Annotated in this window: 19 protein-coding genes; 9 read left to right on the top strand and 10 right to left on the bottom strand. The window is 70.7% G+C overall.

What is annotated here, in order from left to right:
- Positions 1-86: 86 nt before the first annotated feature.
- Positions 87-1,391: an extracellular solute-binding protein gene (locus AB0B48_RS08155; RefSeq protein WP_357197681.1), complete on the bottom strand. Its 1,305-nt coding sequence runs from the start codon at positions 1,389-1,391 to the stop codon at positions 87-89.
- A gap of 230 nt (positions 1,392-1,621) precedes the next feature.
- The gene (locus tag AB0B48_RS08150) at positions 1,622-2,380 is read right to left on the bottom strand and encodes a maleylpyruvate isomerase family mycothiol-dependent enzyme (protein WP_357197678.1); all 759 of its coding nucleotides are present in this window, start codon (positions 2,378-2,380) and stop codon (positions 1,622-1,624) included.
- Between the two features lie 114 nt (positions 2,381-2,494).
- Here AB0B48_RS08150 and AB0B48_RS08145 point away from each other — a divergent pair, with 114 nt between their 5' ends.
- Complete coding sequence (locus tag AB0B48_RS08145) at positions 2,495-3,532, top strand: UDP-N-acetylmuramate dehydrogenase (protein ID WP_357197697.1); 1,038 nt, start codon at positions 2,495-2,497, stop codon at positions 3,530-3,532.
- Positions 3,533-3,767: 235 nt separating this feature from the next.
- On the opposite strand, the gene AB0B48_RS08140 is transcribed toward AB0B48_RS08145, so the two are convergent.
- The 3 genes from AB0B48_RS08140 to AB0B48_RS08130 all read right to left on the bottom strand — a co-directional run bounded on the left by AB0B48_RS08140 (position 3,768) and on the right by AB0B48_RS08130 (position 5,660).
- Positions 3,768-4,556 (bottom strand): class I SAM-dependent methyltransferase, encoded by a 789-nt coding sequence (locus tag AB0B48_RS08140; protein ID WP_357197675.1) that lies wholly within the window; start codon positions 4,554-4,556, stop codon positions 3,768-3,770.
- Positions 4,557-4,648: 92 nt separating this feature from the next.
- Positions 4,649-5,410, bottom strand: coding sequence for an SDR family oxidoreductase (locus tag AB0B48_RS08135; protein ID WP_357197672.1), 762 nt, complete (start codon positions 5,408-5,410; stop codon positions 4,649-4,651).
- 82 nt (positions 5,411-5,492) lie between these two features.
- A complete protein-coding gene (locus AB0B48_RS08130; RefSeq protein WP_355006098.1) occupies positions 5,493-5,660 on the bottom strand; it encodes a hypothetical protein in 168 nt (55 codons plus the stop codon).
- Between AB0B48_RS08130 and mshA the strand changes: the two genes are divergently transcribed.
- The 3 genes from mshA (at position 5,616) to AB0B48_RS08115 (ending at position 9,030) form a co-directional block, all read left to right on the top strand.
- The gene (mshA, locus tag AB0B48_RS08125; protein WP_357197669.1) at positions 5,616-6,980 is read left to right on the top strand and encodes a D-inositol-3-phosphate glycosyltransferase; all 1,365 of its coding nucleotides are present in this window, start codon (positions 5,616-5,618) and stop codon (positions 6,978-6,980) included. The genes AB0B48_RS08130 and mshA overlap by 45 nt on opposite strands.
- Before the next feature lie 59 nt (positions 6,981-7,039).
- Complete coding sequence (locus AB0B48_RS08120) at positions 7,040-7,555, top strand: YbjN domain-containing protein (protein ID WP_357197666.1); 516 nt, start codon at positions 7,040-7,042, stop codon at positions 7,553-7,555.
- A 437-nt stretch (positions 7,556-7,992) separates the two neighbouring features.
- On the top strand, positions 7,993-9,030 hold the full coding sequence (locus AB0B48_RS08115; RefSeq protein WP_357197695.1) for a hypothetical protein: 1,038 nt from the start codon (positions 7,993-7,995) through the stop codon (positions 9,028-9,030).
- Positions 9,031-9,396: 366 nt separating this feature from the next.
- Here the strand turns inward: AB0B48_RS08115 and AB0B48_RS08110 are convergent, their stop codons facing one another.
- Positions 9,397-10,692 carry an MFS transporter gene (locus AB0B48_RS08110; protein WP_357197663.1) on the bottom strand — a complete coding sequence of 432 codons (1,296 nt, stop codon included), beginning with the start codon at positions 10,690-10,692 and terminating at the stop codon, positions 9,397-9,399.
- Between the two features lie 74 nt (positions 10,693-10,766).
- Positions 10,767-12,047 (bottom strand): MFS transporter, encoded by a 1,281-nt coding sequence (locus AB0B48_RS08105; protein WP_357197660.1) that lies wholly within the window; start codon positions 12,045-12,047, stop codon positions 10,767-10,769.
- Between the two features lie 152 nt (positions 12,048-12,199).
- On the opposite strand from AB0B48_RS08105, the gene AB0B48_RS08100 reads away from it, so the two are divergent.
- Positions 12,200-12,967 carry a phosphoglyceromutase gene (locus AB0B48_RS08100; RefSeq protein ID WP_355005777.1) on the top strand — a complete coding sequence of 256 codons (768 nt, stop codon included), beginning with the start codon at positions 12,200-12,202 and terminating at the stop codon, positions 12,965-12,967.
- 80 nt (positions 12,968-13,047) lie between these two features.
- Here the strand turns inward: AB0B48_RS08100 and phoU are convergent, their stop codons facing one another.
- Positions 13,048-13,701, bottom strand: coding sequence for a phosphate signaling complex protein PhoU (gene phoU / locus AB0B48_RS08095; protein WP_238666950.1), 654 nt, complete (start codon positions 13,699-13,701; stop codon positions 13,048-13,050).
- 204 nt (positions 13,702-13,905) lie between these two features.
- Between phoU and AB0B48_RS08090 the strand changes: the two genes are divergently transcribed.
- Together AB0B48_RS08090 and AB0B48_RS08085 are read left to right on the top strand one after the other, a co-directional pair.
- Positions 13,906-15,189, top strand: coding sequence for an ATP-binding protein (locus AB0B48_RS08090; RefSeq protein ID WP_357197655.1), 1,284 nt, complete (start codon positions 13,906-13,908; stop codon positions 15,187-15,189).
- Between the two features lie 24 nt (positions 15,190-15,213).
- Positions 15,214-15,897 carry a response regulator transcription factor gene (locus AB0B48_RS08085; protein WP_030329696.1) on the top strand — a complete coding sequence of 228 codons (684 nt, stop codon included), beginning with the start codon at positions 15,214-15,216 and terminating at the stop codon, positions 15,895-15,897.
- Between the two features lie 61 nt (positions 15,898-15,958).
- On the opposite strand, the gene AB0B48_RS08080 is transcribed toward AB0B48_RS08085, so the two are convergent.
- Positions 15,959-16,612: an NAD(P)-binding domain-containing protein gene (locus AB0B48_RS08080; RefSeq protein ID WP_357197652.1), complete on the bottom strand. Its 654-nt coding sequence runs from the start codon at positions 16,610-16,612 to the stop codon at positions 15,959-15,961.
- A gap of 406 nt (positions 16,613-17,018) precedes the next feature.
- On the opposite strand from AB0B48_RS08080, the gene AB0B48_RS08075 reads away from it, so the two are divergent.
- The gene (locus AB0B48_RS08075; protein WP_357197649.1) at positions 17,019-17,597 is read left to right on the top strand and encodes a TetR/AcrR family transcriptional regulator; all 579 of its coding nucleotides are present in this window, start codon (positions 17,019-17,021) and stop codon (positions 17,595-17,597) included.
- Positions 17,598-17,636: 39 nt separating this feature from the next.
- Here AB0B48_RS08075 and AB0B48_RS08070 read toward each other — a convergent pair whose 3' ends face one another.
- Positions 17,637-18,434 carry a hypothetical protein gene (locus AB0B48_RS08070; RefSeq protein WP_357197692.1) on the bottom strand — a complete coding sequence of 266 codons (798 nt, stop codon included), beginning with the start codon at positions 18,432-18,434 and terminating at the stop codon, positions 17,637-17,639.
- An 80-nt stretch (positions 18,435-18,514) separates the two neighbouring features.
- Between AB0B48_RS08070 and AB0B48_RS08065 the strand changes: the two genes are divergently transcribed.
- The gene (locus tag AB0B48_RS08065) at positions 18,515-19,459 is read left to right on the top strand and encodes a Ppx/GppA phosphatase family protein (protein WP_357197646.1); all 945 of its coding nucleotides are present in this window, start codon (positions 18,515-18,517) and stop codon (positions 19,457-19,459) included.
- Positions 19,460-19,522 lie beyond the last annotated feature (63 nt).

The following is a 19,522-nucleotide window of genomic DNA, read 5'->3' as shown; positions in this document are numbered from 1 at the left end:
GCCGGGGTGCGCGCCCCCCCCCCCAAACGCGGCCCCGCGGGGGGGGGGGCCCCCCGAGGGCGCCCCCCCCCCCCACGCTGGTTGGGCTACTTGGCGGCGGCCTTCTTCGCGTTGGTCACCGCGTCGGTCCAGCCCTGCGCGGGGCTGCGCTGACCCAGCTCCACGGTCCGTACGGCGTTCTCCACCTCGGTCCGTACGGCCTGGTTCTTCGGGCCCATGTAGACCGGCTTCAGGCTCTTCGCGCCGGTGCCGAAGATCGAGCCGACGGGTGCCCCGGAGAAGTACGCGTTCGTCGACTGGGCGATCGCCGGGTCGTCGAGGGCCTGCGGCGACGACGGCAGCGGGCCCTTGGCCTTGAACGCGCCGATCTGACCCTTGGCGCTGGTCAGGAACTTGGCCAGCTTGATCGCCTCGGCCTGGTGCTTGCTCTGCTTGGGCACGGCGAGGTGCGATCCGCCCCAGTTGCCGCCGTTGCCGGGCACCCGGGCGATGTCCCACTTGCCCTGGGCGCTCGGTCCGGAGTTCTGCTCGATGACACCGGTCATCCAGGCGGGGCAGGCGATGGTGGCGAACTTCGACTGCTTGAAGGCGGACACCCACTCCTCGGACCAGGAGCCGTACTTGCCGGAGAGGCCCGAGTCGATGATGTCCATTGTGGTGTCGTATGCCTGTCGCACGGCCGGGTTGCTGTCGACGACCAGCTTCTCGCTGGTGTCGTAGTAGCTGTAGCCGGAGGTGTTGCCGGCGGTCTGGAGCAGGATGGTGTTGAAGGTGTTGGTGGCCGCGTCGAGGAAGGACGCCCCGGTCTTGGCCGCGACGAACTTCTCACCGGTGGCGATGTAGTCCGGCCAGGTCGGCCAGAGCTTGGAGACCTCGTCACGTTCGGTGGGCAGGCCGGCCTTCTGGAAAAGGTCCTTGCGGTAGCACATGGCGATCCCGCCGACGTCGGTACCGAGGCCGATGAGCTGCTTGCCGTCGGCGGTCAGGCCGGCGTTCCACTTCCACTCCAGGAAGTTGCCCTTGAGCTCGGCGGCACCGTGATCCAGCAGGTTGACGAAGTTCGCCGGATTGGCCTTGTACTCGACAAGAAGACCCTCCTCGATGGCCACCACGTCGCCGGCGCCCCGGCCAGCGGCGAGCCACTGGGTGAGCTTCGGCGAGTACTCGTCGAGGTTGGTGCCGGTGCCGCGCTCGACGACCTTCACGCCGGGGTTCGCGGTCATGTACTCCTGGTAGAGCTGCTCGTAGCCGAACTGGCCGAAGACGTCGACGGTTAGGGTGATCGATCCGTCGCCGGGCTCGTCGCCGCCGCCGCAGCCAGCGGTGACGAGCAGGGCGGTGGCGGCGGCGAGGGCCACCGCGGCGAGGCGGCGGCGCGGGAAGACAGCCATGGTTTATCGACCTCTCTCAAGGCAGGCGGGTGGTGGCAGATGGCTAAGAGAGCGCTCTCACGACAGGGTGGTGTGTCGCCAACCCCCTGTCAAGAGAGCGCTCTCTCAGCGTTGTGGTCCCGTGATCAACGCTCAACGCCAGTGCGGCGCCCGGCAGACGAGGGCAACCCCCGACATCGACAAAGGGCGCCACCCCCAATGGGGTGACGCCCTCGTTCGTGGTGGATCGCTCAGCCGGTGCGCAGACCGTCCAACAGCCCGCGGTCACCGACGACGTCCAGCGTCTCGAAGCTCACCCGCCCCCAGAGCGCCAGCAGCAGGTCGCTCGCGGTGCCGCTGACCTGGGCTCGGGCGTGGTGATCGTCGTGGTCGAAGATGGTCGCGGTGTCGAGCAGCGCCACCCCCTCGCCGCGCAACCGCAGATACCACTCCTGGTCCGCATCGGTCGCGCGGAGCTGCACCACCCCGTGCCAGTCACCCGGCACCTGCCGCCGGCCCGCCGGCAGCCAGGTGTCCAGCACCTCACTCACCCCGTCGGCCGCTAGCTTCGCCTCCACCGGGTCGCCGGCGCCGATGGCGAGCTGGGCATCCCAGCGGTGCACAGCCGTCTCGTGCGCCGTCCGTCGCGGCCAGAAACCGGCCTTCTTCGGCTGCGGGGCCCAGTTCCACGCCGGTGCCTCGGGGTCAAGCCCGTCGAAGAGGGTCATCACCCGGTCGTAACCCTGCTGCCACAGCTGAAGCGCGTTCACGCCCGGGTCGGGCTCGGCCTTCTCCCACCGGGGCGGTTGGCTGGTCTGGCCGGAACCAGCGAACGACGACACCCAGTGGTAGAAGCCGGCCAGGTGCAGTGTGAGGTCGTTGACCGTCCAGCCCGGACAGGACAGCACCGGTGTCTCCGGCGGCGCCTCGGCCACCGCTGCCGCGAAAGCCGGACCCTCCGTCCGGAGCGCCCCGATCCAGAAATCCTTGCTGCCCTGCAGTCTGCTCATCGCCATCCTCCCGGGGGTGCCGGGCGACCAGTGGGTGCCACGGCTACTTGTCAGCCTAAGGTGAAGGGCGTGCCAGACGCCTCCGCCCAGCCGACAACCGACGCCGATCGTGCCATCCCCGGTCCACTCGCCGGCTACACCACCCTGCGAACGGGTGGACCGGCCGAGCGGATCGTGGCCGCCGGCAGCGCCGACGAGCTCGTCCACGCGGTACGCGCCGCGACGGAGCCGGTCCTGATCCTGGCCGGGGGCAGCAACGTGGTGATCGGCGACGCCGGCTTCCCCGGCACCGTCGTGCTGGTGCGCTCCCGTGGCATGCGGGTCATCGCCGAGGACGCCACCTCGGTCACCGTACGAGTCGACGCCGGCGAGCCGTGGGACGACCTCGTCGCCGCCACTGTCGCCAACGGCTGGGCCGGGCTGGAGTGCCTGTCCGGCATCCCCGGCTCGACCGGTGCCACCCCGATCCAGAACGTCGGCGCGTACGGCCAGGAGGTCGCCGAGACGATCACCGGCGTCGAGGTGTACGACCGGGTCGAGGGCACCCGCCAGGTCATCCCCGCAGCCCAGTGCGGCTTCGCCTACCGGGGCAGCATCTTCAAGTACGTGGACCGCTGGGTGGTGCTCTCGGTCGACTTCCGACTCACCAGGTCCCCGCTCTCCGGGCCGGTGCGCTACGCCGAGCTGGCCCGAACCCTCGGTGTCGAGGTGGGCGAGCAGGTGCCGCTGGCCGACGCCCGCACGGTGGTGCTGCGGCTGCGGGCGGGCAAGGGAATGGTGCTCGACGCCAACGACCCGGACACTCGCTCGGTCGGCTCCTTCTTCACCAACCCGGTGCTCGACCGCGCGACGTACGAACAGCTCCTGGAACGCTCCACCGAGCTGGGCGACCCGCCAGCCTGGCCCGGGGCGGACGGCCTGGTCAAGGTGAGCGCCGCCTGGCTGATCGACAAGGCCGGCTTCACCAAGGGCCATCCTGGCGAGGGTGGAGTGGCCATCTCCAGCAAGCACACCCTGGCGTTGACCAACCGCAGCGGCACCGCCCACACCAGCGACCTGCTCACCCTGGCCCGCACCATCCGCGACCAGGTCCACGCCCGCTTCGGCGTGACCCTGCACCCCGAACCAGTCCTCATCAACTGCACCCTCTAACCCACCCACCACCCCCGGCGTGCCACGGCCGTACCCCAGCCCCCGCGCCGCCCGTCCGGACCTCCGTTCCGGCCCCGGCCTCGCCCCGGCGATCTTGCAGTTCCTGCTGGGACATAGGTGCTCTAAGGGAACAAATCGTTGACCGAAAGTGCAAGATCGACGGGCGACGGGCGACGGGCGACGGGCGACGGGCGACGGGCGACGGGCGGAGTGGGGCGAGGGCGGGGCGGGGCGGTTAGGGGAGGGGCCAGGGGAGGGTTAGTTCGCCTTGGCGCCAGCGGGCGGGGTTGTCGAGGATGGGCCAGCCGGTTTCGCGGAGGCGGGTCACCGCGTGCAGCCAACGTTGGCGAGGGCCGAAGGTGGCGTACGGGGCGGCGGCCTGCCAGGCGTCGTCCAGGGCGCGGATCAGCGCGTGCACCGGCTCACCGGGAACGTTGCGGTGGATCAGCGCCTTGGGGAGCCGCTCGGCCAGCTCGGCAGGGCTGCCCAGCGTGGTGAGCTTCGCGGCCAGGGTCAGCGTCCGCGGGCCGTCGGCGTCGATCAGCAGCCAACTGGCGAGCCGCCCCAACTCGTCACATGTGCCCTCGACGAGCGCTCCGCCGGGGGCGAGCGCGGCGGTCATCGTCTGCCAGGCTTCGGGGACCTGGCTCTCGTCGTACTGTCGCAGCACGTTGAACGCGCGGACCAGCACCGGCCGGAGCCCGGCCAACTCGAACCCACCCCGGGCGAATGTCAGCCCGGGTGGGTCGGCGGCCGGCGCCGCGGCCGCCACCCGGGCCGCGTCGATTTCCAACCCGACCAGCCGTACGTCCGGGCGGATCCCGGCCGCGAGTCGAGCGCGCAATTCCACAGCGGTCACCGGGGTGGCGCCGTAGCCGAGGTCGACCACTAGGGGGTCGTCCGCCGTCACCAACCGGTCGGCGCAGGTGGCGACGATCCAGTTGTCGACCCGACGGAGCCGGTTCGGGTTCGTCGTGCCGCGCGTGACCACGCCGACCGGCCGGCGCCGCGCCGCAGGGCTCATGTCGACCTCAGGGCCAATCTCCGTTCGCGACTGCGGGGCGCGCAGACCCGGCTCACCGTTCGCGAACCGGGCTCACGCCTCGCGCAGCTCTGCTAGATCCGGTGCACCTTGTGCTGGGCGGCCTGTGCCCGAGGCCGGACCACCAGCCGGTCGATGTTGACGTGTTCGGGACGCGTGGCGCACCAGGCGATGCAGTCGGCGACGTCCTCGGCGACCAGCGGCCCCGGCACCCCGGCGTAGACGGCTGCGGCCCGTTCCGCGTCGCCCTCGAAGCGGACCAGCCCGAACTCGTCGGTCTTCACCATGCCCGGGTCGATCTCGATGACCCGTAGCGGCCGGCCGCACAGCTCCAGGCGGAGCGTGCCGGCGATGGCGGTCTGCGCGTGCTTCGCGGCGGTGTAGCCGCCCCCGCCCTCGTACACGGTCAGGCCGGCGGTGGAGGAGACCACCACGATGGTGCCGGAGCCGGAGGCTTCCAGCGCCGGCAGCAGCGCCTGGGTGACCCGCAGGGTGCCGAGGACGTTCACGTCGTACATCCACTGCCAGTCGGCGACCGAGCCGGACTCCACCGGGTCCAGCCCGCGCGCTCCGCCGGCGTTGTTGACCAGCAGGGTGACCGGCCCGGGTGCCTTCCCGGCAGCCTCGGCCAGCCGGGCCACCGACTCGTCCGAGGTGACGTCGCAGGTCACGGCGGTGGCTTGCCCACCGGCGGCGGTGATGTCGGCGACCAGCTCGGTGAGCCGTTCGGCGCGGCGGGCGGCGGCGAGCACGTGGAAGCCCTCGGCGGCGAGCCGGCGGGCGGTGGCCGCGCCGATCCCGCTGGACGCTCCGGTGACGATGGCGACTGCTGTCATCCCGACATTGTCACAGCGGGCGTACGACCCGTTCCGACCGGGCGTGCGGCAGTCATGGGCGCGTGTTCGGTGATGAGGTCCGTCACGCCGAGGGGCCGCGCCGGGGAATTTCCGAAGCCCGATGGGGAAGATGACGTCCGGCGTACAGGTTGACCGAGAAGCGCCGGTCGTGCGAGACGGCATCAACCGTGAAGAAGGAGCGGATGTGGCGGAAATGCACACCGGTGTCGGGCGTCAGCGAGGTGCCCAACCGTGGCCCCGGCCTCGCCGCATCGCGACCCTGTCGGTACACACCTCCCCCCTGCATCAGCCCGGCACGGGTGATGCAGGGGGGATGAACGTCTACATCCTCGAAGTCGCCCGGCGTCTCGCCGAGGCCAACGTGGAGGTGGAGATCTTCACCCGGGCCACCTCCGGTGACCTCCCCCCGGTGGTCGAGATGGCGCCCGGCGTGCAGGTTCGACACATCACCTCCGGCCCCCTGGAGGGCCTCACCAAGGAGGAGCTGCCCGGTCAGCTCTGCGCCTTCACCGCCGGGGTGCTGCGTGCCGAGGCGTCCCGTCCGCCCGGCCACTACGACCTGATCCACTCCCACTACTGGCTCTCCGGCCAGGTCGGTTGGCTGGCCAAGGAACGCTGGGGGGTGCCGCTGGTGCACACCGCGCACACCCTCGCGAAGGTCAAGAACGCCCAGCTCGCGGCCGGGGACCGGCCGGAGCCCAAGGCCCGGGTCATCGGCGAGGAACAGGTCGTCGCCGAGGCAGATCGGCTGGTCGCCAACACCCGGGTCGAGGCCAGCGACCTGCTCGACCGGTACGACGCCGACCCGACCCGGGTGTCCGTCGTGCAGCCGGGTGTCGACCTGGCCCGGTTCCGGCCCGCGCCGGGTGACAGGTCCGCGGCCGCCCGCCAGGGCCGTCGCCGGCTGGGGCTTCCAGTCGACGGGTACGTGGTTGCCTTCGTCGGTCGGATCCAGCCGCTCAAGGCCCCCGACGTGCTGATCCGCGCGATCGCCGCGCTGCGGGAGCGCGATCCGGCGTTGGCCGATCAGGTGACGGTGGTGATCTGCGGCGGACCCAGCGGCAGTGGGCTGGATCGGCCAACCGCCCTGATCGAGTTGGCCGCCAAGCTCGGCGTCAGCGACGGGGTGCGGTTCCTGCCGCCGCTCACCGGGGACGACCTTCCGGCCCTGTACCGGGCGGCGGACCTGGTCGCGGTGCCGTCGCACAACGAATCGTTCGGGCTGGTCGCCCTGGAGGCGCAGGCCTGCGGTACACCGGTGCTGGCCGCCGCCGTCGGAGGACTGGTCACCGCCGTGCGGGACCAGGTCAGTGGCGTACTGATCGACGGTCACGACCCGGTCGACTGGGCCCGTGCGATGGGCAGCCTGCTGCCGAACCGGGCGCTCCGGTCGGTGCTGGCCCGAGGTGCCGAGCAGCACGCCCGGCACTTCTCCTGGGAGCGCACGGTCGCCGGTCTGCTCGGCGTCTACGGCGAGGCGATCGCCGGGCACCGCGCCCGGTTCGCCGCCGACCTGGCGGGTGACCCAGCGCTCTCCTGCTCCTGGTGACCCCCGGGGGGCCGGCTGTCACCCGGTGCGTGAGCCGAGTCGGTCGTAGAGTGGGTCCGGTGAGCCCGAAGAGCGATCTTGCGACCCTGATCGAATCGGTCTGCGCCGAGCGGGACCTGGCCTGGGAGTCGACCGGCCCCGGCTCGTACGCGGTGACGCTGCCGGGCACCCACAAACTCAAGACGATCTGCAACCTGATCGTCGGCGAGCACGCGCTGCGGATCGAGGCGTTCGTGATGCGCCAGCCGGACGAGCGCCGCGAGGAGCTGTGGGCCTGGCTGTTGCAGCGCAACGCCCGGATGTACGGCGTCTCCTTCTCCACCGACGCGGTCGGCGACGTGTACCTGACCGGTCGGGTCAACCCGGCCGGCGTGGACGCCGACGAGTTGGACCGGCTGTTCGGCGCGGTCCTCACGTACGCCGACGAGTCGTTCGACACGATGCTGGAGATCGGCTTCGGCAGTTCGATCCGGCGTGAGTACGAGTGGCGGGTGAAGCGGGGCGAGTCGACAGCCAACCTGGCCGCCTTCGCCCACCTCTTCGAGCCCTCCGCCGCCGCCCCCGACCCAACCTGACCCCCGCCCCCCCGCCCCCGCCCCGGGCACCCCGCCCCAGCCTCGTCGATCATGGAGTTGTGGTGGGTGACAAAGTCCGCGCATCACACCAAACCAGGCACCACAACTCCATGATCGACCAGGTTCAGCCGCGATCTTGCACTTACTGTCCCGGCGTAGCGAGCATTCCTCGCTTTTCCGCGACCGAAAACGCAAGATCGGCGCGGGCAAGGCGCTACGGCGAGTTGGCGGTGGTTCGGAGTGCTCCTGACGGGTATGCCGCTCCGCGCGGTGCGGCAAGGGACCCCCGCGCGCCGATGACGGAGTGCCAAGGAGCGGAGCGTCCCATGGCTCAGCGGAACAGCTCAGGTCGCGGCGCGACTGCGACCAGGACGAAGCGACAGTCCGGCAATCAGACGCCGGGTACGCCCGGAGTCTCCGAGTCGGAGATTTCCCGGATGCGGGTGGACGACATCCGTGGGCAGCTGCGCAAACGCGGCGTCTCCGGGATCTCCGCTCTGCGCAAGCCGGAGCTGGTGAAACAGTTGGTGCGTTCGATGCGGGCCGGCGCGGGTCGGAGCAGCACGGGCCCGTCGGGCCGGGCTGCCGGCACCAGGGCGTCGGCGGGTCGTGCCGCCGCCACCAGGAAGTCGGCGGCCAGGCCGTCGTCGAGCCGCGCGAAGGCCGCGCCGGCGAACAAGAGCGCGCCCGCGAAGCGGGCCGCCGCTACGAAGGCGACAGCCGGGCGGAAGTCGACGGCGGCGGCGAAGAGGGCACCTGCGAAGAAGGCGACGGCCGCGAAGAAGACCACAGCGGCGACGTCGACGGCCGCCCGCAAGAGCACGGCCGCGAGCAGGACAACGGCCGCGAGCAGGACCACCGCCGCCCGGAAGACCGCTGCGGTGCGGAAGAGCACGGCGGCCCGCAAGACAGCGACGGCGCGTACGGCGCCCGCGCGGAAGGCGCCGGCGAAGAAGGCACCGGCGCGGCCGGCAGCGAAGCGCACCGCACCGGCCAAGAGCGCGGCGGCGAAGCGTACGACAGCGAAGCGCACCGCACCGGCCAAGAGCGCGGCGGCCAAGCGCACGTTGACGCCGTCGGCCGGTGGCGGGACGGCGGCCGGCGGGATCCGGACCGGACGGGGTACGGGGCGGTCGGTCCGCAGTTCGCAGGTGATCTCGTCGATCACGGACCGGCCGGAGCGGCCGGGACGGAGTTTGATCACGGCGAACCACGAGGTGATCCAGCGGTGGGCCCGGGAACGCGGGGCCAAGCCGGCGACCATCGCCGGCACCGAGCGGGATGGCCGTGCGGGTGTGTTGACCTTCAACATTCCCGGATACCGGGAAAGCAGCCGGATTCGCGAGATCACCTGGGATGAGTGGTTCTACACGTTTGACCTGCGGCGACTGAACCTTATTTATCAGGAACAGTTGCGGAACGGCCGTCAGAGCAGCTTCTTCCGGACCGAGTCACCCGATCGGGAAGACGGTTGAGGTGTTTGCGGGAATGGCCGACGGGTACCCGGCTGTTGCCAACGGACGAGGCCGGAGCAGCGGATACTCGCCAGTTGTGACCGGCGAGACAGCCGTTCTGGGTTGAATCCAGAATCCGGGCGAACTAGCTTTATTGCACCGCGCCACGTTTGGAAACGTTCGGGGGAGCGGCGGATCGATCAGATCCGCGCACCAGACGAGGCGCGAGGGGACGGGTGGAACAACCGTTGGGGGACGGTTTCCCACCTGTTTGGACCGGCGGCGTGAGCGGGCGATGCTTACGGGGGTGAGTGTTGCCCGCCGCCGCCGGCCCCGCCTTCGAGCGCCCACCACGACCTCAGGGACGTGGTGGGCGCTTTGCGTCGGTCATCCGATCGGTACGCAGTCCGCGTCGGTTGTCGGCTTTGGGTCGACAACCCGGCGCAGCGCGGCGACGTGCCGCTCCCGGGGTGGTCCGGCGAGCAGGTGTCCGAGCGCGGCCAGCAGACCCAGCCCGCCCACGATCAGCCAGTGCCGGTCGCCGAGGTGTTGGAGGCTCACCCCGCCGAGGGTGGGCGCGACGAACGCCGCGGCTGGGAACGTCAGGTAGAAGACCGACTGGTAGCGGGCTCGCAGCAGCGGCGGCGCCAGGTCCGCGTTGATCTGCGCGTTGGGCGGGGCGGCGAGCATCGAGCCGACCGTCCAGACCACTGCGGCACCCAGGTAGATGGCCAGTTCGTCGGCGATGGCGAGCGCCCCGAAACCGAGCGCGAGCAGCGCCGTGGAGGCGGCCAGCACCACGTCCTTGCGGTGCCTGTCGATCAGCCGGGGCACGAACAACTGCCCGACCACGATCAGCGCGCCGCCGAGCGCCACCACCAGCCCGTACGCCGATGGGCCCAGGCCGTCCGCGCGCATGGCCAGCGGCATGATGGTCGACGTCTGCATGGTGAGTACGGCCAGCACGAAGGTGAGCCCGACGAAGACCAGGAAGGTGCGGTCGGTGAGCGCGGTGTGCAGTCCAGGCCGACGGGCCCGGACGGATTTCGCTGCCGCGCTGGTGGTGGGCGTGGGGCCGGCCGCTGGCCGGGCCAGCCGCAGGGTTTCGGGCACCTTCCAGGCGATCACGGCGGCGGCGGTCAGTGTGGCGCCCGCGTCGACCAGGAAGAGCGCGGTGAAGCTCGCCTCGGCCAGCACCCCGGCGAGCAGCGAGGCGACCGCCATGCCCAGGTTGAACGCCCAGAACTGAAGGTTGAACGCGCGCGAGCGGCGTTCGGCGGGCACCACGTCGACGATCGCTGCCACGAACGCCGGGCTGGGCATCGAGTGGACCACGCCGATCAGCGCCGAGAGCACCGCGATCAGCAGCAGGGGTCGGGTGAAGGCCAGCGCCACCATCAGACCGACAGTGGCCAGGTGCGCGGCGAGCAGGGTCGCCCGGCGGCCCCACCGGTCGGCGAGCACCCCGCCAAGCAGTACGCCGGCCGCCCCGCCGGCCCCGTACGCGCCGACCACGGTGCCGGCCAGCGCCTCGCTCGCGCCGCGTACGTCGGTGAGGTAGAGCGAGAGAAAGAGCATGGCGAACGCGCCGGCCCGGTTGATTAGCAGGCCGGCCCACAGGTACCAGAAGGTGGCGGGTAGTCCGCCTGCGGTGTCGTGCCACCAGCGCCGCAGGGCGTGCACCCAACCTCCCGACAGTTCAGGTTCTTAACTATTCAACCTGCACAGTAGGAAATCCGGCACCGCCGCGCCACTCGTTACGCCTCGGCGGGCTGTGCCGTGCGGGAGACGGTCGTCGGTGCCAGTGCCTCGCCGGAGTGGCGCAGTGCTGCCGCACGCCGTTCCCGGGCCGGCCCGGACACCAGGTGGGCCACCGCGGTCAGCAGGCCGAGTGCGGCGCAGCCGTACCAGAGGGTGTCGTTTCCGGCGTGCTCGCGCACGAGGCCACCGAGGATCGGCGCGCTGGCCCCTGCGATCTGCCACGAGAGGGAGAACACACCCTGGTAGCGCCCGCGCAGTTCGGCCGGGGACAACTCGGCGATCAGCGTGGAGTTGGAGGGCGAGTTCAGCATCTCGCCGACCGTCCAGATCAGCACTGTCAGCCCGTAGAACCAGGGGGTGCCGGCGAACGCGGTCAGTCCGAACCCCACCCCCATCACCACTGACGCCAGCGCGAGCACGTGTGAGCGGCTCCGACCCCGGATCAGTCGAGGCACGAAGAGTTGGCCGACCACGATGAGGATGCCGTTGAGCGCGATCACGGAGCCGTAGGTGGCGGGGCTCAGACCGTCGTCGCCCATCGCGATCGGCAGCATCGAGATGTGCTGGAGGAACACCAGCGCGGCGAACAGGTTGAGTGCCACGAAGCCGAGGTAGACCCGGTCGGTGAGGATGGTGCGCAGGGCACCGCGCGGAGCCGCCGCTGCCGTGACGGCGGCGGCGGGACCGGCCTGTCGGGTCTCCGGCACCCTGCTGAAGATGATCAACGCGGTGATCAGCATGGTGGCGGCGTCGACCACGAACAGCAGCAGGTAGTCGGCCTGGGCGGCGAGGCCGGCGAGGACGGCGGCGCAGGCGAAACCGAGATTGATCGCCCAGTAGTTGAGCGAGAAGGCACGCAGCCGGTCCTTCGCCGGCACCACGTCGATCATCATCGCCCCGAACGCGGGCCGGGCCGCCTCGGCGAACATGCCGAGCAGCAGCGCGCCCAGCGCCACCGCCCAGAGATCCCGGGCCAGCCCGAGCCCGAGCATCATGGCCGCCGCGCCCACGTGGGCGGTGAGCAGCGTCGGCCGGCGGCCCCACCGGTCGGCGAGGGTGCCGCCGGCGGTGGTGCCGAACGCCCCGCCGACGCCCCAGAGGCCGATCACCAGGCCGGCCTGCGAGGCCGAGAAGCCACGTTCCTGGGTCAGGTAGATGGCGAGGAAGACGAGGACGAACGAGCCGAGTCGGTTGATCAGGGTGCCCGACCACAGGTACCAGAAAGTGGTCGGTAGGCCGCCGGTGGTGTCCCGGAACCAACTCCGCATCGTCCGCATATGGCGCCCCGCTTGCAAGTAATGACCGATCTGACTGGCGTGCCTTACAACCCTAGTGGCGGCCGGATCCGCTGGTCATCAGCTTTTTCACGTGGTGGTCGTCACGACGGCTGCCCGCGTGTCCGCCGGGCGGTTGAGGCAGGATGATCCGCATGACTGCGAGCGAAGGGCCCACCGTCGGGACGCTGGTCCTGCTGCGCCACGGTGAGAGCGACTGGAATGCCAAGAACCTCTTCACCGGCTGGGTGGACGTCGACCTGACCGCGAAGGGCGAGGGCGAGGCGCGGCGCGGCGGCGAGTTGATGCGCGAGCACAGCCTGCTGCCGGACGTCGTGCACACCAGCCTGATGCGCCGGGCGATCCGCACCGCCGAGCTGGCGCTCAACGCCGCCGACCGGCACTGGATCGCCGTGCGCCGGTCGTGGCGGCTCAACGAGCGGCACTACGGCGCCCTGCAGGGCAAGGACAAGAAGCAGACCCTCGACGAGTACGGCGAGGAGCAGTTCATGCTCTGGCGCCGGTCGTACGACACGCCACCGCCGCCGATCGACGACAACGACGAGTGGTCGCAGGTGGGTGACCCGCGCTACGCGCTGCTGCCGACCGAGCTGATGCCGCGCACCGAGTGCCTCAAGGACGTCGTCGACCGGATGCTGCCCTACTGGTACGACTCGATCGTGCCGGACATCCTGGCCGGCCGGACGGTGCTGGTGGCCGCGCACGGCAACTCGCTGCGCGCCCTGGTCAAGCACCTCGACCAGATCTCCGACGAGGCGATCGCCAAGCTGAACATCCCGACGGGCATCCCGCTGCGCTACGACCTCGACCCGCAGCTGCGTCCGCTCACCCTGGGCGGCACCTACCTCGACCCGACCGCCGCGAAGGCAGCCGCCGCGGCGGTGGCCAACCAGGGGCGCTGAGCCACCAGAAGCTGGGCCACCAGAGAAGGGGGCCCCTCGTCATCGCGAACAGCGATGGTGAGGGGCCCTCTGCCTGCCGGTCAATTACCGCTGGGGGCGCTCTCCCCGGTGATCAGGTAGATCACGTGCTCGCCGGCGTTCACCGCGTGGTCGGCGAAGCGCTCGTAGAAGCGGCCCAGCAGGGTGGCGTCGATCGCCGTCTCCACCCCGTACGGCCAGTCGTCGCCGAGCAGCACGGCGAACAGGTTCTTGTGCAGCTCGTCCATGGCGTCGTCGTCGCGGTCCAGCTCGCCGGCGAGGTCGGCGTCGGGCTTCGCCAGCACCGAACCGATCTTGACGGCCATCCGGTCGGCGATCTCGGACATCTCGGTGAAGACCGTCCGCAGCTCGGCCGGGACGGCGGGAGAGGGGTGCCGGCGCAGCGCGGTCTTCGCCACGTGCTCGGCCAGGTCGCCCATCCGCTCCAGATCAGCGGCCACGTGCAGCGCGGTGATCATCGCCCGGAGGTCGGAGGCGACCGGCGCCTGTCGGGCGAGCAGGTCACAGACCCGCTCCTCGACGTGCCGGTAGAGGTCGTCGATCTCGGCGTCCCGCTCGATGACCGTCTCGGCGGCCTGCCGGTCGGCGGTGAGCAGGGCCCGGGTGGCCTGGCGCATGGCGGCGCGGACGCCCTCCGCCATGTCCACCAGCAGTTGGCTGACGATCTGGAGGTCGGCCCGGAACTCGTCGCGCATCATCACGTCCTGTGGTCGGTCGCCGCCGACGGGTGCCGGCGCAGGGGGTTGAGCAGGTGCGACGCCAACGGTAGGGCGCTCGGACGGATCCCGGATGAACCACGGTGAACGACGCCAGACGTGGGGGTGAACACTTCCGTAAGTGAGGGTAGTTCGTCCCGTTCTGTGTGGTAGCCAGGTTAACAATGACCCTACGATCGCCGGGTGGAGTGGACGGTGGCGGTCGTGGTGGCCGTGGCGTTGGTGGCCGGGATGGCCGCCGGCTTGCTGCTGCCCCGGTTCCTGCCGAGGCGGGACGGTCGCTCCACGTCGACGGGGAGCGTCAGCTTCCGCTGGAACAGGGGGAGGCCCGCGATAGTCGACGAGCAGCAGGCCGGGCTCGGTCGTCGGACGATCGACTCCCTCCGGGCCGGTGTCGTGGTTCTGGACAACGACGATGTCCCCGTTCTGATCAACCCGGCCGCCCGCGCGATGGGGCTGCTGCGTACCGGCAGCACACCCGGCTCCATCGCCGCGCACCCGCTGATCCGTACCCTCGCCGGTCAGGTGCGACGCACCGGCGTACGACGCGAGATCGAGCTGGACCTGCCCCGAGGTCGCGACAGCGCGGGGGAGAACCCGCTCGGTGTGCACCTGCGGGCAATGGGTCTCGGCAACGGGTTCATCGCGGTCGAGGCGGTCGACGTGACCGAGTCGCACCGGCTGACCCGGGTACGACGCGACTTCGTGGCGAACGTGAGCCACGAGCTGAAGACCCCGATCGGTGCCCTGCAACTGCTCGCCGAGGCGTTGCTGGACGCGACCGAGCCGGCCGACGCCGCAGCGCCCGACCTCTCCGAGGACCTGGTGGCCGCCCGTCGGTTCGCCGAACGGATCCAGCACGAGTCGACCCGGCTGGGTCGGCTGGTGCAGGAGTTGCTGGAACTGACCCGGTTGCAGGGGGCTGAGCCGCAGCCGCCACCGGAGCCAGTCGCGCTGGACTGGGTGATCGCCGAGGTGGTCGACCGGACCCGCACCACGGCCTCCGCCCGGGGTGTCGCGGTGATCGTGGACGGGCAACGTGGCCTGACCGCGTACGGCAGCGACTCCCAACTCGCCACGGCGGTGGCGAACCTGGTGGAGAACGCCATCAACTACTCGGGCGAGGACACCACGGTGCGGGTGACCCTGCGGGGCGACGACGAGCACGTCGAGGTCGCCGTCGCCGACCAGGGCATCGGTATCGCCCCCACCGACGTGGACCGGATCTTCGAGCGGTTCTACCGGGCCGACCAGGCCCGCTCGCGTGCCACCGGCGGCACCGGGCTCGGCCTGGCGATCGTGAAACACATTGCGAGCAACCATGGCGGACGGGTCGAGGTGTCGAGCACTCTTGGTGGTGGATCGACGTTCACCCTCCGGCTGCCCGCCAGTCCACCGGATGACCTCCTGGCGACACTGCCGCCGGTTGGGATCGAGTCCGGTCCGACTGGTCTACGGCAGGTCTGACAGCAGATGGAAAGGAAATCCCCGTTGAGCCGCGTTCTCGTGGTCGAGGACGAGGAGTCGTTCTCCGACGCCTTGTCGTACATGCTCCGTAAGGAGGGCTTTGAGGTTTCGGTCGCCGCGACCGGCACCGACGCCCTCACCGAGTTCGACCGGACCGGCGCCGACATCGTGCTGCTCGACCTGATGTTGCCCGAGATGTCGGGGACCGAGGTCTGCCGGCAACTGCGGCAGCGCTCCGCCGTGCCGATCATCATGGTCACCGCTCGGGACAGCGAGATCGACAAGGTGGTCGGGCTGGAGATCGGCGCCGACGACTACGTCACGAAGCCGTACTCTCCGCGGGAACTTGTCGCCCGGATCCGGGCGGTGCTGCGCCGGCAGAGCCCGGAGGTGGCCGAGGCGGGTGCGCCGACGCTCGCCGCCGGCCCGGTGCGGATGGACATCGAGCGGCACGTGGTGACAGTCGACGGCGGGGCCGTGCAGCTGCCGCTGAAGGAATTCGAGTTGCTGGAGCTGCTGCTGCGCAACGCGGGCCGGGTGCTCACCCGCGGCCAGCTCATCGACCGGGTCTGGGGCGCCGACTACGTGGGTGACACCAAGACGCTCGACGTGCACGTCAAGCGGCTGCGCTCCAAGATCGAACCGGAGCCGTCCGCGCCGCGCTTCATCGTCACGGTGCGGGGTCTGGGCTACAAGTTCGAGCCGTGATCGGCGTACGCGAAGGGGGTCTGCGCTCGACGCGGGCCCCCTTCGGGCTGTTTCCACTCGGTCAGCGGACCACCTTGATGTTGAAGTTCGCGGTGTCGAGTCGACCGTAGAGCCGCAACCAGAGCGGCAGCAGCATCTCGGTGCCCCGCGCGGTGGAGAGGTCGCCGAGGTCGATCACGTCGGTGTGGCCGAAGCTGACGAGCAGTCCGGTGACGATCCGCTTGGCCTCCGCGTCGTCGCCGGAGACGAAGACACTGTGCGCACCATCGGCGAGCTGATGCGGGTGCACCATCAGCTCGGCGGTCACCGTGTTGAGGGATTTGACCACCCTGGTCTGTGGAAACTCGCGCTGGATGCGTTCGGCGAGGGAGTCGGTGTTGAACACCGACAGGGTGGGTGGAAAACCTGCACCGAAGTCGAGCGGGTTGGCGATGTCGAGCAGAACCTTGCCGGCCAGGTTCGGCGCGCCGGCTGCGGCCAGTGCCGGGAGCGAGCCGTTGCCGTTTGTAGCGTTCACCACCAGCTCGGCGCCGCTTGCGGCTTCGGCGAGGGTCGCCAAGCCGACCTCGGGGTGCTGCGCCACCCAGTGGGCGTGGTCGCCGGCCCGGATGGCCGCGACGTCGCGGGTGCCGATGGTCACCTGGTGACCCAACTCCGCCGTGCGGGCGGCGATGGCTCGACCGACCGAGCCGGTGCCGAGAACTGCGATACGCATGTCGATCGATCCTCCGTCGGGACATCGAATCGGCTCGTGCCGATCGCAAGCAGGCTAACAGACAGGTCTGTCTACCGCAGCCCTCCCGTCGAGTCGCAGAGGTGTCGGCGTGCAGCCCGCACTGGACGTCCGGAGGGGCGGCAGTGCGGTTGGCAGTCCTTTGGAGCTGATGTCACAAACGAGTCATCCGCCGCCGCCAGTCGGTGTCTTCCGCTGATGCCACAAGCGATTCAGCTCCAAAGCGCCCAGGATCAATGTCCCGCGCCCCTCGTCCGCGAGGCCGTCGCGAGGCCGTCGTGCCGTAGTCGCGCGGCCCTCGCGGGGTCGCCGGAGCCGAGGGCACTGCCTCCGTAGACGAAGCCGTCTATAGGATCAGGGCTGTCGTCAGCAGAACGAGGGAGCACCGATGCCCGCGCCCCGCACTCCGGCCGGCTCGGCCAGGGACCGGATCCTGGACACCGCGTTCCGGCTCTTCTACGCGCACGGGCCGCGCGGCGTGGGGGTGGACACGGTGATCGCCGAGTCGGGCGTGGCCAAGGCGACGCTCTACAAGCACTTCCCGCGCAAGGACGACCTCGTGCTGGCGTACCTCGATCGGGTCGACCAAGCGTGGTTCGGCGCGTTGCGGTCCGCGGCCCGGGATGCCGGCGACGAGCCACGCGACCAACTGGTGGGGATGTTCGACGCGCTGACCGGCGCCTGTCGCCGGGAGGGCTACCACGGCTGCGCGTTCATCAACACCGCGGCCGAGTCGTCCGCCGCTGGGCCGGTGCACGCTCGGACGGTCGAGCACAAGACCGTGGTCCGTGCCTGGGTGACCGAGCTGGCCCGCCGGGCCGGCGCGGCCGACCCGGAACTGCTCGCCCAGCAGCTCACCCTGCTGCTGGACGGCGGGCTCGTCGCCGGTGTGCTGGACGGCGACCCCCTGATCGCCGACGCGGCCCAACGCAGCGCTCGCACGCTTGTCGACGCCGCCCTGCGCTGAGCGGCGACCGCCGGGGCAGCGGGAATGCTGCCAAGATCCCTAGAGTTGGTCGGCCGGGTGCGGGGCGATCATGCCCTGCTTCGTCCTGGTCGCGCACAGCTCGGCCAGCCGCTCGTACGCGGCAGCGCCGATCAGCGCGGTCAACTCCGGGGCGTACGACAGGTACATCGGCTCGGTGCCGACGTGCGCGTCCGTCGAGGAGGTGCACCACCAGTCCAGGTCGTGCCCGCCGGCTCCCCAGCCTCGCCGGTCGAACTCGGACAGGGTGGAGACCAGCACCTTGCTGTCGTCCGGTCGCTTCACCCAGTCCTGATCGCGGCGGATCGGCAGTTGCCAGCAGACGTCCGGCTTGTATTCCAACGGGTGCACCCCGTCGCGCAGCGCCTGGGCGTGCAGGGCGCAACCGCCACCGCCGGCGAAGTCGGCGTCGTTGAGGAACACGCACGGAGCGTCGGGGCTCTGGGTGGCGGTGCGGCGGGCCGGGTTCTTGCCGTCGATGGTGTCCTCGTCGGTCCAGTTCTTGAACCCGCGCCGGAAGTGCTGCCAGGTCGACGGGGTGAGCCGCCGGACGGCGTTGCGAACCCGCTTCTCGTCGTCCGAGTCGGTGAAGAACGCGCCGTGCGAGCAACACCCGTCGGCGGCCCGGCCGGCGATGATGCCGTGGCAGCCCTTGCCGAAGATGCAGGTCCAGCGGGAGAGCAGCCAGGTCAGGTCGGCCCGGATCAGGTGCGTCTCGTCGGCCGGATCGGTGAACTCGATCCATTCCCGAGGGAAGTCCAGGGGCACCTCGCGGCTGCGCGGGTCACCCGGGTCGTCCACCAGCACACGGAGCTCCATCGTCACTCGGCCCAGCGTACGCGCGGTGACGTCCGCAGGCCGGTGAGCCGCGCAAACGTGTTGCGCCTACTGTCTTCACCATGCGACTGGGTGTCCTCGACGTCGGATCCAACACGGTGCATCTCCTTGTGGTGGACGCGCACCACGGCGCACACCCGTGGCCTGCGCACTCCGAGAAGGTGGTGCTCCGGCTGGCCGAGCAGATCGGCCCCGACGGCGCGCTGACCGAGGCGGGTGCCGACGGCCTGGTCAAGGCCGTGGGCATGGCCAAGGCGGCGGCTGCCGGGCTGGAGGCCGACGACCTGATCGCTTTCGCCACGTCCGCGGTGCGCGACGCCACGAACGCGGCCGAGGTGTTGGCCCGGGTCCGGGACGAGACCGGCGTACGCCTGGCGGTGCTCTCCGGGGCGGACGAGGCGCGGTCGACGTTCCTGGCCGTCCGGCGGTGGTTCGGCTGGTCGGCCGGCCGGTTGCTGGTGCTCGACATCGGTGGCGGCTCGTTGGAGATCGCCGCCGGCATCGACGAGGACCCGGACGTCGCGGTCTCCCTGCCGCTCGGTGCCGGCCGGCTGACCCGCGAGCGGCTGCGGGTCGACCCGGCCAGCGCGGCGCCGCCGTCGGCGGAGGCCGTCGAGAAGCTCCGGGAGTACGTGGACAGCCGGCTGGACAAGGTCGTCGACCAGGTCACCCAGGTCGGCTGGGACCGGACGGTGGCCACCTCGAAGACGTTCCGCACGCTGGCTCGACTCGCCGGGGCCGCCCCGTCCGGTGCCGGGCTGTGGGCGCGACGCAGCCTCACCCGGGCCGGTCTGCGGCAGGTGATCGGTTTCATCCGGCACATCCCACCGGCGCAGTTGATGGAGTTGGAGGGGGTCAGCACGGGTCGGGCCCACCAGTTGCTGGCCGGTGCCGTGGTCGCCGAGACGGTGATGCGCCGCCTGGATCTGGACTCGCTGGACATCTGCCCGTGGGCGCTGCGGGAGGGCGTCATCCTCCGTCGACTCGATCAACTGGAGCCGATCTGATCCGGCGGCCGTTTTCGGCCGTTTTGCCGGCGCTCGTCACGATGCCCCCGGCGCTGCCGGGCT

Source organism: Micromonospora sp. NPDC049089 (assembly GCF_040648775.1).
Lineage (GTDB): Bacteria > Actinomycetota > Actinomycetes > Mycobacteriales > Micromonosporaceae > Micromonospora.
The sequence above is the reverse complement of the archived record's forward strand: the minus strand, read 5'-3'. Positions and strand labels throughout refer to the sequence as shown.